This is a genomic window from Pedobacter petrophilus (genome assembly GCF_009674725.1).
GTDB lineage: Bacteria > Bacteroidota > Bacteroidia > Sphingobacteriales > Sphingobacteriaceae > Pedobacter > Pedobacter petrophilus.
Window position 1 is genome coordinate 1 of record NZ_WKKH01000029.1, and the last position, 13438, is coordinate 13438.

A 13438-nucleotide genomic window follows, 5' to 3' on the forward strand; every position below is an offset into this window, starting at 1 on the left:
GTTACAACCTTCCTAAAACAAAATATTATTTGGAAAAATTTTAATTATTATTTGGATTTAAACACAGTTCATCCTGAGCCTGTCGAAGGACGCTTAAAATACTATTTAAGGCATTTCGACAAGCTCAATGTGACAATATTAAAAACAAATTCTTTAAAAACAAATCCTCATTTCACGCTAAAATGAAGGATCTGCCGGAGTGTTAGTATTATTATCCCGCTCCTGGAAGGGGTAAGGAAAAAAGTTCCGTTTCCGCTCTGCAATTGGCTGATTGAACCTCCGCATATCTTCAATTTTTAAACCTGAAGCATAAAGCTCAATTGATCGGTGTTTATAAACCAAATCCAATAATTGCTGCTGCGTATAGGGTCCGGTGAGCGCTGGCAAAGCCGCTGCAACACCAAAAACATCAGTAGTTTTTGTCACTACTATATTTAGTTCTGTTAAAGCTTTTTGCAAATCTGATTGCCTGGCATAAACTTCTGCCTTGATCAAAGTGATCTCTCCGGGTAAATAAATCGGGAAAGGCGTTGAAGTTGCCGTAGCAAAGCCAGCCATCCGTAATGTGGCGGGGGCTCCTGCCAACACCGTATAAAATGGTATCCGCTTATCTGCTACATCAGGCACATTTGCCCCACTTAAGCCTAAATTAGCGTTTAGCGGCTGAAAAACATTGTTTGATGAAATGATTGTAAATAAAATATTAGGAGAAGTTGCATCAAAATTAAAAGCAGACGCCCTGGTTAAATCTACGGCATTGGCCTCCGTAAAAGCCAAAGCATAGTTTCCGGAAAACAATGCGTACCTCGCTTTTAGCGCATGGATGGTACTTACAATATTGATGGCCGGGACGTTTGAGTTGAAACCTGTTGAAATGGGATTTGCCGCAATGGTTGTTAATGCATTATCCAATACCGAGATGGCTTTAGCGAAACCTGCATCCCGGGTAATAAATGCAACATTTTTACCTGTACCATCGGGAATCCTTTCCCAATATTGCGATAAATTTCCAATTGCCAAAGCTTTAAAAATGCTTGAATAGGCAATCAGGCCGGAAGCATAGCCCTTATCACCAAGATTATTGGCATTGGTAATTACTAAATCCGCATCGTAAATTATCTTGTTGGCGCTGGTCCATAGGTTAAATAAAATGGTGTTAGTTCCATCTACCGCAGTGCCGCCAGTACTGAGTTGCAATTCAGGGATATTGCCTGAATTTAATAACGAAAACTCATTGGTTACAAAGCCGTTTGCAGCAACCGAATTAAACATTACGCCTGTTCTGCTTAAGGTATAAACCCTTTGCAAACCAATTGCAACCGCTGTTAAACCTTGCTGAGAAGTGAGCGCAACATCTGCTTTTGCCCTGGAAGGATCCTGATATTCTTTTGTACAGGAGGATAAACAAACTGCCCAGGAAAACGCAACACAGGTTATATACTTTGAAGTGGTGTATCTCAAATTTTTCATAAATTTTTCCTTTATCGATTAAAATTTAACTTGTAACCCTAAACTAAAGGTTCTTGGAATCGGAACGGAACCAAAATCGATGTTTCTTAAAATGGTAGACTGACCGCCGGAGTTTACTTCAGGATCATATCCTTTGTAATTATCCCATGATACCAGGTTTCTTCCGCTCAGCGTGATGGTTAAATCCCTCAGGTATTTCACCTTCCCTACATTATAACTCAATGAAATTTCTCTTAGTTTCACGAAAGATCCATCATCAATCCGCCATTCTTCAGTAGCATAAACCCCGGCAACATAACCTCTTGGCAGCTGTCCGAGTTGTTCCGCTTCGGCCACTTTTCCATTGCCCACACCCTGGCGGGTTCTCCAGTCTGCATTCCACACATCGCCGCCCTGCACCGCATCCAATTGTACATGCAGGTTGAATTTTTTATAACTGAAATCATTCACAAAAGAGGCGGTATAATCAGGGTTTGGATTGCCCAGTACTTTCCTCAAAGTTGTTCCGGCAGGCAAACCATCGGCCCCGCGTTGTGGGGTAAAGGTGGTTGCTGAAGTTTGTACGCCGCGCTCCAACTGCGGGATTCCGGCAGCATTGGTTAATAAACTTCCATCCGGATTACGGGCGAAAAAGGTTCCATAAAAAACACCAATCGCTTCGCCGTCAATAATGGCTACCGGAGCTCCCGGATTAGTGGCAAACAACCTCAAACCACCTACGTTTAGTGCCTGATTTCTATTCCTGTTGAAAACCACAGTGGTATTCCAGGTAAAATCTTTTGCTTTTAATGGCGTTGCGTTTAACACCAGCTCAATCCCCTTATTTCTTAATGAACCAATGTTATCTAAGAAGCTGGAAAACCCTGTTGATGGTGCTGTAACACTTGCAATTAACAAATCACTCACCTTTTTATTGTACCAGTTAAACTGCAAACCTAATCTGTTTTTGAAGAATGATAAATCGGTACCCAACTCCAATTCGCGCTGGCGTTCTGGTTTTACATTTTCATTGGCAAGCGTTGCGCTCGAAAACAGTGATGCCCGGCCTAAAAATGATTGGGTGCTGTAAGCATTGATCCGATCGTAAGCACCAATACCGGTTAAGTTACCAGATTCGCCGTAAGCCGCCCTGATTTTAAAAGTATCCCACCAGGAAGATACACCAAGATCTTTCCAGTAATCAGCAGAGGATAAAACATAACTTCCATTGCCTTTAAAATAGGTTTGTGTTCTGTTATCAGATCCAAAAACAGTTGACTGATCTACCCGAACTGCTCCTGTTAAGAACAAATGATCTTTGTATTTAAACGTTTGCTGTAAGTATCCGCCTGTTACCGAAAGCTGTGTTCTGCCATCAACACTTGGCAGTTGAGTTGCCGCAGCATTTACGGTTTCAATCAGCGGCGCTAAACCACGGCCGTTAACCAACTGATATCGCGTTTGTTCATATTGAAAGGAATAACCCAACTGCGTGGTGGAAGCGATTTTATCTGAAATTTGGGACTGGTAAGTAGCATTGATCTCATTGTTAAACTGGAAAGCATTGTTGCCTGCGGTACTGGCATAACCATTTAGTGTACCATCTAAAGCTGCACCGCCACCAAAAAAATCCGGGTTTACGTTATAAGCATATGGCGGAATATAGGTTGAGCCATTTGCACCAGAATTATCTACACCAAGCAAGAAGTTTAAAGTCAGGTTTTTTACCGGATAGAGTTTCAGATTAGCGCTGGAAATGATTCTGTTCGTTTCCTGGCGTTGTTTAATGTCTTCAATTACGGAAACCGGATTAACCCTTCCGCGTTCGCCCACAGGCAGCAGATTACCATTGGCATCACGCGCAAATATATCATGGAAATTACCAATAATGGTTACGGAGTTCATTGGAGAAAAGAATGAGTTTCCATCTGGTTTTTCGTTCGCTGCGCTTCTGATGTAATTCATCCCGACACTTAAAGATGCCCAATCGGTGATCTTTTGATCGATGTTTGCACGAAGATTATACCTGGTAAAGTCAGTATTTTTGATAATTCCCTGATTGGTGAAATAGCTGGCTGAAGTATAAAACTTTGTATTGTCTGTACCTCCGCTAATGGAAACTGTATTATCTGATCCATATCCAGTTTGGAAAATATAATCCTGATAATTATAGCGGGTAACCGGAGTGGTATTGGTGAGCAAAACGGCAGGTGTATTGGGTGTAACCACCGCAGTTTGAATAACATCTTGTGTAAATGAATTTACCGAACCACCAAACTTAACCGGCGACTGATTGACCTCAATTTGCTTCCGTAACTCGCTCACCGTTAAACTGGTATTAAAAGTAACCTGTGCTTTGCCACTCACGCCTCTTTTTGTAAAAATCTGAATCACACCAGAGTTGGCGCGCGAACCATAAATAGCGGCCGCCGCTGCACCGTTTAAAACCTCAATCCGATCAATATCTGCCGGATTAATATCGACCATTCTATTCTGCCCGATGCTTCCAACCACATTCCCACCATCAAAATTGGCAGAGGTATTGGTTACCCTGGTGGTAGAATTGTTCACAATCACTCCATCAATAATATAAAGTGGTTCTGAAGAAGAATTGACAGAACTAATCCCCCGTAACCTTACTGACATCCCGCCAGCGGGATCGCCGGAGTTCTGACTGATTTGCGCACCTGCTGTTTTTCCCTGCAAAGAGGACAATACATTTCCGCTCGGGGCTTTATTCAGGTCGTCGCCCTTTACGGTACTTACATAACTGCCAAGTTCTTTTCGCGTTGTTCCGGCTGAAGTTCCGGTTACGATGACTTCATCAAGGCCAACGGCATCACCACTAAGCACACTATTTAATTGTACCGTTGTATTTTCACTTAAATTAATTGACTGTACGGATGATTTATAACCCACAAAAGAAAAAGATAGCTGGTAAGTTCCCGGCGCTAAATCTACGGAAAAGGCATAAGCACCGTTTCCGTTTGTGCTGGTTGCAAGAGTTGTATGCTGAATTTTAACAACTACGCCCGGAACAGGCGAATTATTGGCCGCATCAGTCACTTTTCCGGTAATGGTGTAGCGTTTACTTTGCGCCCGTGCCCGCTCTGTAAAAAAGAGCAGGAGAAATGGGATCATCGAAATCACAAATAATTTCGACAACCATTTTAGGTAAGTTTTTTCCATAAAATTTGGGTTAGGGTTTAAACAAAATTAATAAAATCACTTACAAAGCCAATTTTTATTCCAGGCAAAAGAACATCAGCAAAATATTAGTTTATTTAAATTTACTCAGGCAGGCTGATTTTTCCCATGCAAACTGAAGGAACACCTTTTCTATCACCAAAGTTGATGGGCCCTCCGCAAATACTTTCATTTGCCAGAACAGCAAATAATACGGCTTCTTTTGCATCAGGGTTAATGCCCAAATCTGCAGTAGTTGCAAAAAGCGATTGCGGCAATGCTTCTTTTAATAGTTTTACCAGAAGAGGATTGTGCATTCCTCCCCCGCTCATAAAAACCTGCGCTTTCGCCCCTGCGCCAAAACACTTTCTAATGGCATTGGCAATTGTGGCCGCAGAGAAATGGCATAGCGTAGCCATTACGTCTTCTAAGCTAATATTTTCTGTAGCAGAAGTTTTTTGGGCAGCAACGAGGTAGTTTAAATTAAACAACTCCGGACCTGTAGTTTTCGGAAAGCCTGCATCAAAGAATTCATTTTTAAGCAGCGCATCCAGTAGATTCTGGTTTAAACTTCCGGATAAACCAACCGTGCCATCTTTATCATAAAACTGATTGAATTTTTGCTGCATCAACTGATCCATTAACGTATTCCCGGGACCAACATCCGTAGAAAAAATTTCCGAGGCATTTTGGTTTCCGGGCAAGTAAGTAAAGTTGGCAATCCCACCTATATTTAACATTACCCGATCTTCACCGGGTTTAGAAAAAATTAAATAATCACCATAAACGGCGAGTGGAGCGCCCTCCCCACCTGCTGCCAAATGTTTTTGTCGAAAGTCAGACAACGTAATGATTCCGGTTTTTACCGCAATGTGATCACCATCGCCAATCTGGAGCGTTCCATTAGGATAATCATCCATTTTATGCAGAGATTTTGGCGCATGGAAAATCGTTTGGCCGTGGCTGGCTATGAAATCAATATCCTCATTTCTATAACCCCATTCTTCCAGCGCGGCATTAATCAGCGCAGCATGGGTATCGGCAATGAGTTCATTCATCAGGCAAACCAACTGCAAATCCACCTCTTTTTTAGAAAACACAGCCTTAATTTTTGAACGAAAATCGGCTGTAAAATCTCCGGTTTTAAATGCTAATACCCGAATATTTGTTTTTGCGCCACTTCCGCTCACCCGGCAAAGGGCAATATCCAAACCATCCATCGAGGTTCCACTCATTAAACCAATGATGAGGCGTTCCGTTTTATTCGCTTTTAGATAGAGGTTTTGGATTTGATTATTCATGTTGTGAAGGCTGTTTTATAAAGTTGACCGGGCGTTCTGCTGATGTAACTGGACCTATTAATTAAAAATACCGACAATAAAAGTAATTAACCTTTGTTAGAAATTGGGCATAACTCGCTATCTTTACTGCTCCGTACATTAAAAACCATATAAAAAAAATGGCTAGATTAAATTTACTGGAGGAGACACGTTTCGAGAAATTACCCGTAAGCGTGTTCGAAAATCCAAAAATTGCTTCGATTAATGTGGCGCACCGAATCGCCAACCTCATTAAATCTAAACAAGCAAGCAACACACCTGCAGTACTGGGCTTAGCAACAGGTGTTACCCCGATTGCAGTTTACGCCGAACTGGTGAGACTGCACAAAGAAGAGGGTTTAAGTTTTAAAAATGTGATTACTTTTAACCTGGATGAATACTATCCAATGGCGCCAACCGCGGCCCAGAGTTATGTCACATTTATGAATGACAATCTTTTCGATCACATTGACATCGATAAGAATAATGTTCATATTCCTGACGGAACCCTGGCACTTGAAGACATTCCGGCTTTCTGCCTGGATTACGAAAAGAAAATTGGTGACCTTGGTGGATTAGATATTCAGGTTCTGGGGATTGGCCGTACCGGTCACATTGGTTTCAACGAACCGGGATCAGCGCCGAATTCTGGTACACGATTGGTAACCCTGGATGATTTAACACGGAGAGATGCTGCAAGGGATTTCGGTGGAAAAACCTTCGTGCCAACCAAGGCCATTACAATGGGGATTGGCACCATTTTCAAAGCAAGAGAAATTATTTTAATGGCCTGGAGCCGTAAAAAAGCTTCGATTATAAAAAAGGCTGTTGAAGGAGAAATCTCCGGAGATGTACCGGCAACTTACCTTCAGTTGTCTGATCATGTAGAGTTTATTCTCGATGCCCCCGCGGCTTCAGAACTGACCCGTTTTGATACCCCATGGTTGGTTAAAGACTGTGTTTGGACTGATGCATTGATCCGCAAAGCGGTAATCTGGCTGGCAAATACCCTTAAAAAGCCGGTATTGAAGCTAACGGAAGATGATTATAACAACAATGGAATGGCACAGCTGGCGACTGAAAAAGGGCCGGTTTACAACATTAACATTCATATTTTTAATAAACTTCAACACACCATAACCGGGTGGCCGGGTGGCAAGCCGAATGCTGACGATTCTCAGCGTCCGGAACGTGCCGAGCCAGCAAAAAAACGGGTGATTATTTTTTCACCACATCCGGATGATGATGTGATCTCAATGGGTGGAACATTTATCCGCCTGGTTGATCAAAAACATGATGTACATGTAGCTTACCAAACTTCTGGTAATACTGCCGTTTGGGATGATGATGCGCTTCGTTTTGTAGAGTTCAATGTGGATTTTACAGAGAAAATGGGCATGGATAACACCCATCTGAAGGAACTTTATCAAAACATGAGGACTTTCATTCAGGATAAACAGCCTAACCAGGTTGATACGCCAGAGATTCAAACGGTAAAAGGTCTAATTAGAAAAGGTGAAGCAATTGCGGGTGCGCGTTATTGCGGTTTGGAAGATGACCATATCCACTTTCAGGCGCTTCCTTTTTACGAGAGTGGCAAGAACCAGAAAAATCCGGTAACGGATGCAGATATCGATTTAACCATTGAGTTATTACAAAAAGTAAAACCCCAACAAGTTTTTGCTGCGGGTGATTTCGAAGATCCGCACGGAACGCATATTGTATGCTTCCACATTATTTTAGCGGCTTTAACCAAACTCCGTAAAACAGAAGATTGGGCAAAAGATTGCTGGTTATGGATGTATCGTGGCGCATGGCATGAGTTTGAAACCCATGAAATTGAAATGGCTGTTCCAATTTCTCCGAAAGAACTGGAACGCAAGAAATATGCAATCTTTAAACACCAAAGTCAGAAAGACAGGGCGGTATTTCCTGGAGATGATTCGAGAGAATTCTGGCAACGTGCTGAAGATCGGAACCGTGAAACAGCCAAGGCTTATGATGAACTGGGACTTGCAGAATACGAAGCTATGGAAGCTTTCGTAAGGTGGAAGTTTCAGGATTAATATTTAAAAAATCAGATCCCCGCTTTTAAAAGAAGCGGGGATTTTTTTCGAGTCCGAAATGCTGAATATTATTTTGCAATCCAATAGGATCGTGTCATTCAGCACGCAGCAAAGAATCCCAGCTGATCAATACCGAACCAGACATTAACCACCTTTAAAGGTGCTTAAAATTAGTATTCCTCATCATTCCCTGCATAATCCAACCACTTAAACTTTGCGGTCTGATCTGATTTTTCGCCCGAAGAAGTGGCATATAGTGCGAATAATGAACCTACAAAGCCTCCCGCCTCTTTTGTGCTCAGGTATTTTCCATCCAGGTTTCCTAATAACAGCTTCCATTGATTTGGCGCTGTTGCATAATGGAAATTATACTTATCGCGATCGGCTTCAATTTGCAGGTAAATCAAATCATTGGAAAGTTCAATTTGCTTCAGCAATTCCATTGCTTTTTTATCCTGTGTTCCTTTAAAAACCTGCAGAACCGACTTTCCGTTAGCTACCGATTTACATAAATAATAGAAATGCGACTCATTTTGAAAAATTGTAATTCCTGCTTTTTCGTTTTCAGTTTTAGCATCAAAAACTAGCGCCGTACTTGCTTTAGCTTTCAGATGCTGCTGCCTTTTGCCAATAAATGCCGGATGACCAGTACCCATTATCATTTCTGGCAAAAGTTTCATTGTTAACCCGGTTGTTTTATCTAACTGAAACCAGCTGGAATCTCTCGTCCTTAAAAACAACAAAGCCGGGTCCAGCTGATCTTCAAATTTAATGCGGTAAGAAAAATTTCCGCTCTGTGGCGTTGCACCGGTTTGTTTAACTTCTTTAAAATTTGCCGAATAACTAAACTTCAAGGCTTTACTATCAGGATTAATGATCGGCCAGTCATTTTCCCATTTAACGGGCGCAATAAAAGTTTCTCTTCCGGTATTATAATAATCCCCTTCATACGGCCGAACGGCTAAAAACACGGCATAAGTTTTTCCGTCTGGTCCTTCTATCAGTTCGGCATGGCCGGCCGAAGTAATCGGATTTTTTCTGTTCGGATCGAGATCTCTTTGTGTCAAAATCGGATTCTTTTCAAAAGGTACATAAGGCCCGGTAGCATTTTTACTCCGTAGGATAACCTGCGAATGATTAACCGATGTACCGCCTTCCGCAGCACATAAGTAATACCAGCTGCCCCGTTTAAAAATATGCGGCCCCTCTATCCAAACCGGTTTTTTACTGATGTCTACCCCGCCATTAACCAATTGCTGCTCTTCGCCCAGCACCTTCAGGTTTACCGGATCAAATTCGTATACCCTAATGGTGCGATGACCACTGTAAAGCGGCCGGTTATCTGGCGCATCGCTATTGTAAACGATGTAAGCCTTGCCCTGATCGAAAAACAACGAAGGATCTATCCCCTTCACTTCCGGCAACCAAACCGGATCGCTCCATGGCCCTGCCGGATTTTTTGCCGTTACCACAAAATTGCCTTTATGATCAATCAACGTACAGGTAACATAATACAATCCATTATGGAAATTAATCGACGGCGCAAACAACCCCCTTGTTACCCGATCGCCCATAAAATTCATCTGACCTGGCCGATCGATAACATTCCCAATCTGCTTCCAGTTCTTTAAATCCTTACTCTGAAAAACAGGAATGCCGGGAAAATAAGCAAACGTGGAATTAACCAGGTAATAGTCTGATCCCACTTTAGTTACGCTTGGATCCGGATAAAAGCCCGAGAGGATTGGATTGGTAAATTTTATCTGTGCTGCACCATGAAGTGCCACGCCCATCAGCAAAAAGGAAAATAGCTTTCTCATTTCAAGAATTATATTTGGTTAAACAGTTGAAGATAGAAATATTGAAATAAAATTGCAACCGATTGCATAGAATATTTTTTTAATTTATTTTAATTCTTCATTAATCGCTAAAATGGTGTATTTTTATTTTGAACCGATTGCATAACCAAAGATATAATATGAAAATGATTGAGACCATGCGCTGGTACGGGCCAGATGACATTGTGACTTTACCAGACATTAAACAGGCTGGTTGTAGTGGCGTAGTTACTGCGCTTCACCATATCCCTGTTGGCGAAATATGGACCGTTGAAGAGATTGAAAAAAGAAAAGCAGAAATTGAAATTACCGGAATGGTTTGGAGTGTTGTGGAAAGCTTACCTGTACATGAAGACATTAAAAAACGGGCTGGTGAATACAAAACGTGGATCAAAAATTATAAAATAAGCCTCACCAACCTGGCTTTTTGCGGGTTAAAAGTGATTACCTATAACTTTATGCCTGTTTTAGATTGGATGCGCACCAACCTGAAGTATGAAACCGAAACTGGCGCATTGGCTTTGCGATTTGAAAAATCGGCTTTCATTGCCTTCGATTTATTTCTATTAGAAAGGCCAAATGCTGCTGCTGATTATACCGATATCGAAGTAGAAAAAGCGAAGCAATATTTCAAATTCTTAACGGATGGGCAAAAAAGAGAACTGATGGGGAATTGCCTTCAGGGTTTGCCAGGGAGCAAAGACCCTTTTACACCAGTACAGGTTTTAGCTTTATTAGACGGCTTCAAAGGCATTACAGCTGATGTTTTGAAACAGAATCTGGTTCTTTTTCTCCAGGAAATTACGCCCGTTGCAGATGAGCATAGCATGCAGATGGCCATCCACCCGGACGATCCTCCATATGCTATTTTAGGCTTGCCAAGAATTATGAGCACTGAAGCAGATGCGCAATACATCATCAACCAGGTACCTGCAAAATCCAACGGCCTCTGCTTTTGCAGTGGCTCGTTCGGCGCCAGACCAGATAACGATTTACCCGGCATGATTAAAAGACTTGGTTCAAGGATTCACTTTTTGCATTTAAGAAGTACCCAACGGGATGATGAAGGTAATTTTTATGAGGCCAATCACTTAGAGGGCAATGCCGATATGTTTAATGTGGTTAAAGAAGCCGTTAAATTAATGCATGCTGAAAACCGAGCGATCCCAATGCGGCCAGACCATGGCCATCAGATGCTTGATGATTTAGCGAAGAATCCTTATCCCGGATATTCTGCCATTGGAAGACTAAAGGGACTTGCAGAGATCAGAGGCTTAGAAATGGGCATTAGAAAAAGTCTGTTTGAATAAAATAATCAGGAAGGCAATTTAGTAGTGGATTGCCTTTCTATTACCGTTGGATCTAACACAATATGTTTCGTATCCTGATAAGGGTTTTGTTGATTGATCATTTTCAAAAACATTTTGGCACATTCCATACCCATTTGCGAGGCATGCTGATCAATTGTAGATAGGTTCGGCGTGATATATGCAGAAAAAGCTTCGTTCGCGAACCCGATCACGCCAACTTCTGGAGGCGTTTGATTAATTTCTTTTAATTTTTTGATTACACCGAGTGCCGTAAAATCATCTCCGGCCACCACGGCATCAGGTTTGTTTTTGCTTCTCATCAACTTACCTGCACCAAACCTTCCATCTTTAATCGAGAGGCCTCCAAAAATGATATGTTCGTCCAAAACAGGTAGATTATTATCCTTCAACGCCGTTTTGTACCCTTCAAGTCGATCATTAAAAATCTTAATTTGATGGATGGTTGTCATGAAAGCAATCTTGCGGTAACCCTGATCAATTAAATGTTGGGTAGCTACATAACCAGCCTTAAAATCATCTAAGGTAATGGTTGGAACCGCCAGGGTTTCATTTACACGATCGAAAAGAATCAATGGTTTATTTTGCTTCACAATTTCTTCGAAGTGAGAAACGTCCTGTGTTTCTAAAGACATTGATGCCATAATTCCATCAACCTGCGCTTCTAAAAGGGTTTTAACGCCATTTATTTCGTTCTCAACAGACTCATTCGATTGATAAATGATTACCCGATAACCACTATCCTTCAAACCCGATTCTATACAATGAATAATGGAGGCAAAGAAATGCGCCTGAACGCTTGGAACAATTACGCCGATAATATGCGTTTTGCCGGATTTTAAAGCAGAAGCTAATTTGTTCGGACTATAATTTAACTTTTCCGCAGTTTCGATAACGGCTTTACGGGTAGCTTCGCTTATTGCCGGAAATCCGCTTAAAGCCCTCGAAACAGTAGAAACTGTAATGTTTAGTGCCTTGGCAATATCGTATATGGTCGTTTTTTTACTCAATTTTTAATGGTGATGTGCCTAACTTGTTTTATTTACAATTCAACCGATTGTTCGGGCAATTTAAGCATTAAACCTTAATGATGATATTCTTTTTATACATGAAATACAAGAGTATGTAAAACCCAAGCACATAGGAAATGGCCCAGATTAGCGAAGCATTAATTGGTGAAAAGAAAGGTGTGTAACAGGTATGATAAAACTTCTCGAGCAGTGGCGATTTCGTTCCGTCTGCATTGGAGATCTTAATTAAATTTAAAACCCGGGGCATCAAGCCTGCGAGAAAGAAAACAGTAATGGCGTTTACTCCATAAACCACAAATGGTGTAGTAAGTTTTTTGTATCCCTGAACATCAATTAACCAGTAGCAAATTGCCAGGCCAATGGAAGCTAATCCACCTGCATACAAAACGTAAGAGCTGGTCCATAACGCTTTATTGATTGGAAACTGCAAATCCCAAAGCAAACCTAAAATGACAGCAGCTACTCCGGCTGTAAATAACCAGGCTACTTTAGCCGGCTGGTCTATGTCTTTTTTTCGCATCCAAACACCTACCAAAGCACCAAATAAACAAGTTCCAATGGCTGGCAAAGTACTTAAGATCCCTTCAGGATCCCAGGTTTTTACCGAAGCCCAGGTGTGTGATTCAGTTAAGATCAGCCGATCTATCCAGGCAGCTAAATTCGTTTCCTTTTCCAGGTTAGGATAACCGGTGCCTGGCACCGGTACAAACGTCATCAATGCCCAATAAACAGCCAGAATAATAACCAGCGTTTTAAAGATGGTTTTGGTAGAGCACTTGAGGAATATAATGCTACTCACGATAAAGACAATTCCGATTCTTTGCAGCACTCCGAGCAGTCGTACCGTTTGAAAGGCTTCTAACAAGCTTTTACCATCAATGATAACGGCCATTAATTTTCCAAAAATGGCGAGAAAAAAACCAAGAAAATAAAGGATAACACCTCGCCTGATTGCTTTGCCAATTGTTTTCGAATGGGTGGATGAGTCTGCTTTGCTGCTGCTCATGGCAAAAGCAATGGATACGCCTACAATCCAAAGGAAGAAAGGAAAGATCAGATCAGTTGGTGTACAGCCATGCCATTCGGCATGTTCTAACGGCGCGTAAATATGCCCCCAACTCCCCGGATTATTCACTAAAATCATTGCGGCCACGGTTAAGCCTCTAAAGAAATCGAGAGAAAGCAATCGTTGGTTGGGTGCTGTCATGTTTTGCCTGGTTC

9 protein-coding genes are annotated in these 13438 nt (G+C 41.7%); 3 read left to right on the forward strand and 6 right to left on the reverse strand.

The window, feature by feature from the left end; all coding sequences use genetic code 11:
- On the forward strand, nucleotides 1-186 hold a 186-nt coding region (locus tag GJU39_RS23615; protein WP_209437663.1), incomplete at its 5' end, for a hypothetical protein.
- Here the strand turns inward: GJU39_RS23615 and GJU39_RS16375 are convergent.
- From GJU39_RS16375 to GJU39_RS16385, 3 genes are all read right to left on the reverse strand, one after another.
- Nucleotides 178-1470 (reverse strand): RagB/SusD family nutrient uptake outer membrane protein, encoded by a 1293-nt coding sequence (locus GJU39_RS16375; protein WP_154282067.1) that lies wholly within the window; start codon nucleotides 1468-1470, stop codon nucleotides 178-180. The genes GJU39_RS23615 and GJU39_RS16375 overlap by 9 nt on opposite strands.
- 18 nt (nucleotides 1471-1488) lie before the next feature.
- Nucleotides 1489-4638 carry a SusC/RagA family TonB-linked outer membrane protein gene (locus GJU39_RS16380; protein ID WP_154282068.1) on the reverse strand — a complete coding sequence of 1050 codons (3150 nt, stop codon included), beginning with the start codon at nucleotides 4636-4638 and terminating at the stop codon, nucleotides 1489-1491.
- A 101-nt stretch (nucleotides 4639-4739) separates the two neighbouring features.
- On the reverse strand, nucleotides 4740-5936 hold the full coding sequence (locus GJU39_RS16385) for an anhydro-N-acetylmuramic acid kinase (protein ID WP_154282069.1): 1197 nt from the start codon (nucleotides 5934-5936) through the stop codon (nucleotides 4740-4742).
- A 158-nt stretch (nucleotides 5937-6094) separates the two neighbouring features.
- Here GJU39_RS16385 and nagB point away from each other — a divergent pair, with 158 nt between their 5' ends.
- The gene (nagB, locus tag GJU39_RS16390) at nucleotides 6095-8020 is read left to right on the forward strand and encodes a glucosamine-6-phosphate deaminase (RefSeq protein ID WP_154282070.1); all 1926 of its coding nucleotides are present in this window, start codon (nucleotides 6095-6097) and stop codon (nucleotides 8018-8020) included.
- Nucleotides 8021-8190: 170 nt separating this feature from the next.
- On the opposite strand, the gene GJU39_RS16395 is transcribed toward nagB, so the two are convergent.
- A complete protein-coding gene (locus GJU39_RS16395) occupies nucleotides 8191-9840 on the reverse strand; it encodes a glycoside hydrolase family 43 protein (protein ID WP_154282071.1) in 1650 nt (549 codons plus the stop codon).
- A gap of 158 nt (nucleotides 9841-9998) precedes the next feature.
- Between GJU39_RS16395 and uxuA the strand changes: the two genes are divergently transcribed.
- Nucleotides 9999-11168 carry a mannonate dehydratase gene (uxuA, locus tag GJU39_RS16400; protein WP_154282072.1) on the forward strand — a complete coding sequence of 390 codons (1170 nt, stop codon included), beginning with the start codon at nucleotides 9999-10001 and terminating at the stop codon, nucleotides 11166-11168.
- Between the two features lie 5 nt (nucleotides 11169-11173).
- On the opposite strand, the gene GJU39_RS16405 is transcribed toward uxuA, so the two are convergent.
- Both GJU39_RS16405 and GJU39_RS16410 read right to left on the reverse strand, forming a co-directional pair.
- Entirely contained in the window at nucleotides 11174-12196 is a 1023-nt protein-coding gene (locus GJU39_RS16405; RefSeq protein ID WP_154282073.1) for a LacI family DNA-binding transcriptional regulator, read from the reverse strand.
- 67 nt (nucleotides 12197-12263) lie between these two features.
- Nucleotides 12264-13424: an acyltransferase family protein gene (locus GJU39_RS16410; protein ID WP_154282074.1), complete on the reverse strand. Its 1161-nt coding sequence runs from the start codon at nucleotides 13422-13424 to the stop codon at nucleotides 12264-12266.
- Nucleotides 13425-13438: the final 14 nt, after the last annotated feature.

Bases quoted from the DNA above. Each gene is read 5' to 3' on its own strand.
- uxuA (WP_154282072.1), top strand. From the start codon at position 9,999: ATGAAAATGATTGAGACCATGCGCTGGTACGGGCCAGATGACATTGTG.
- GJU39_RS16380 (WP_154282068.1), bottom strand. From the start codon at position 4,638: ATGGAAAAAACTTACCTAAAATGGTTGTCGAAATTATTTGTGATTTCG.
- nagB (WP_154282070.1), top strand. From the start codon at position 6,095: ATGGCTAGATTAAATTTACTGGAGGAGACACGTTTCGAGAAATTACCC.
- GJU39_RS16395 (WP_154282071.1), bottom strand. From the start codon at position 9,840: ATGAGAAAGCTATTTTCCTTTTTGCTGATGGGCGTGGCACTTCATGGT.
- GJU39_RS16410 (WP_154282074.1), bottom strand. From the start codon at position 13,424: ATGACAGCACCCAACCAACGATTGCTTTCTCTCGATTTCTTTAGAGGC.
- GJU39_RS16375 (WP_154282067.1), bottom strand. From the start codon at position 1,470: ATGAAAAATTTGAGATACACCACTTCAAAGTATATAACCTGTGTTGCG.
- GJU39_RS16385 (WP_154282069.1), bottom strand. From the start codon at position 5,936: ATGAATAATCAAATCCAAAACCTCTATCTAAAAGCGAATAAAACGGAA.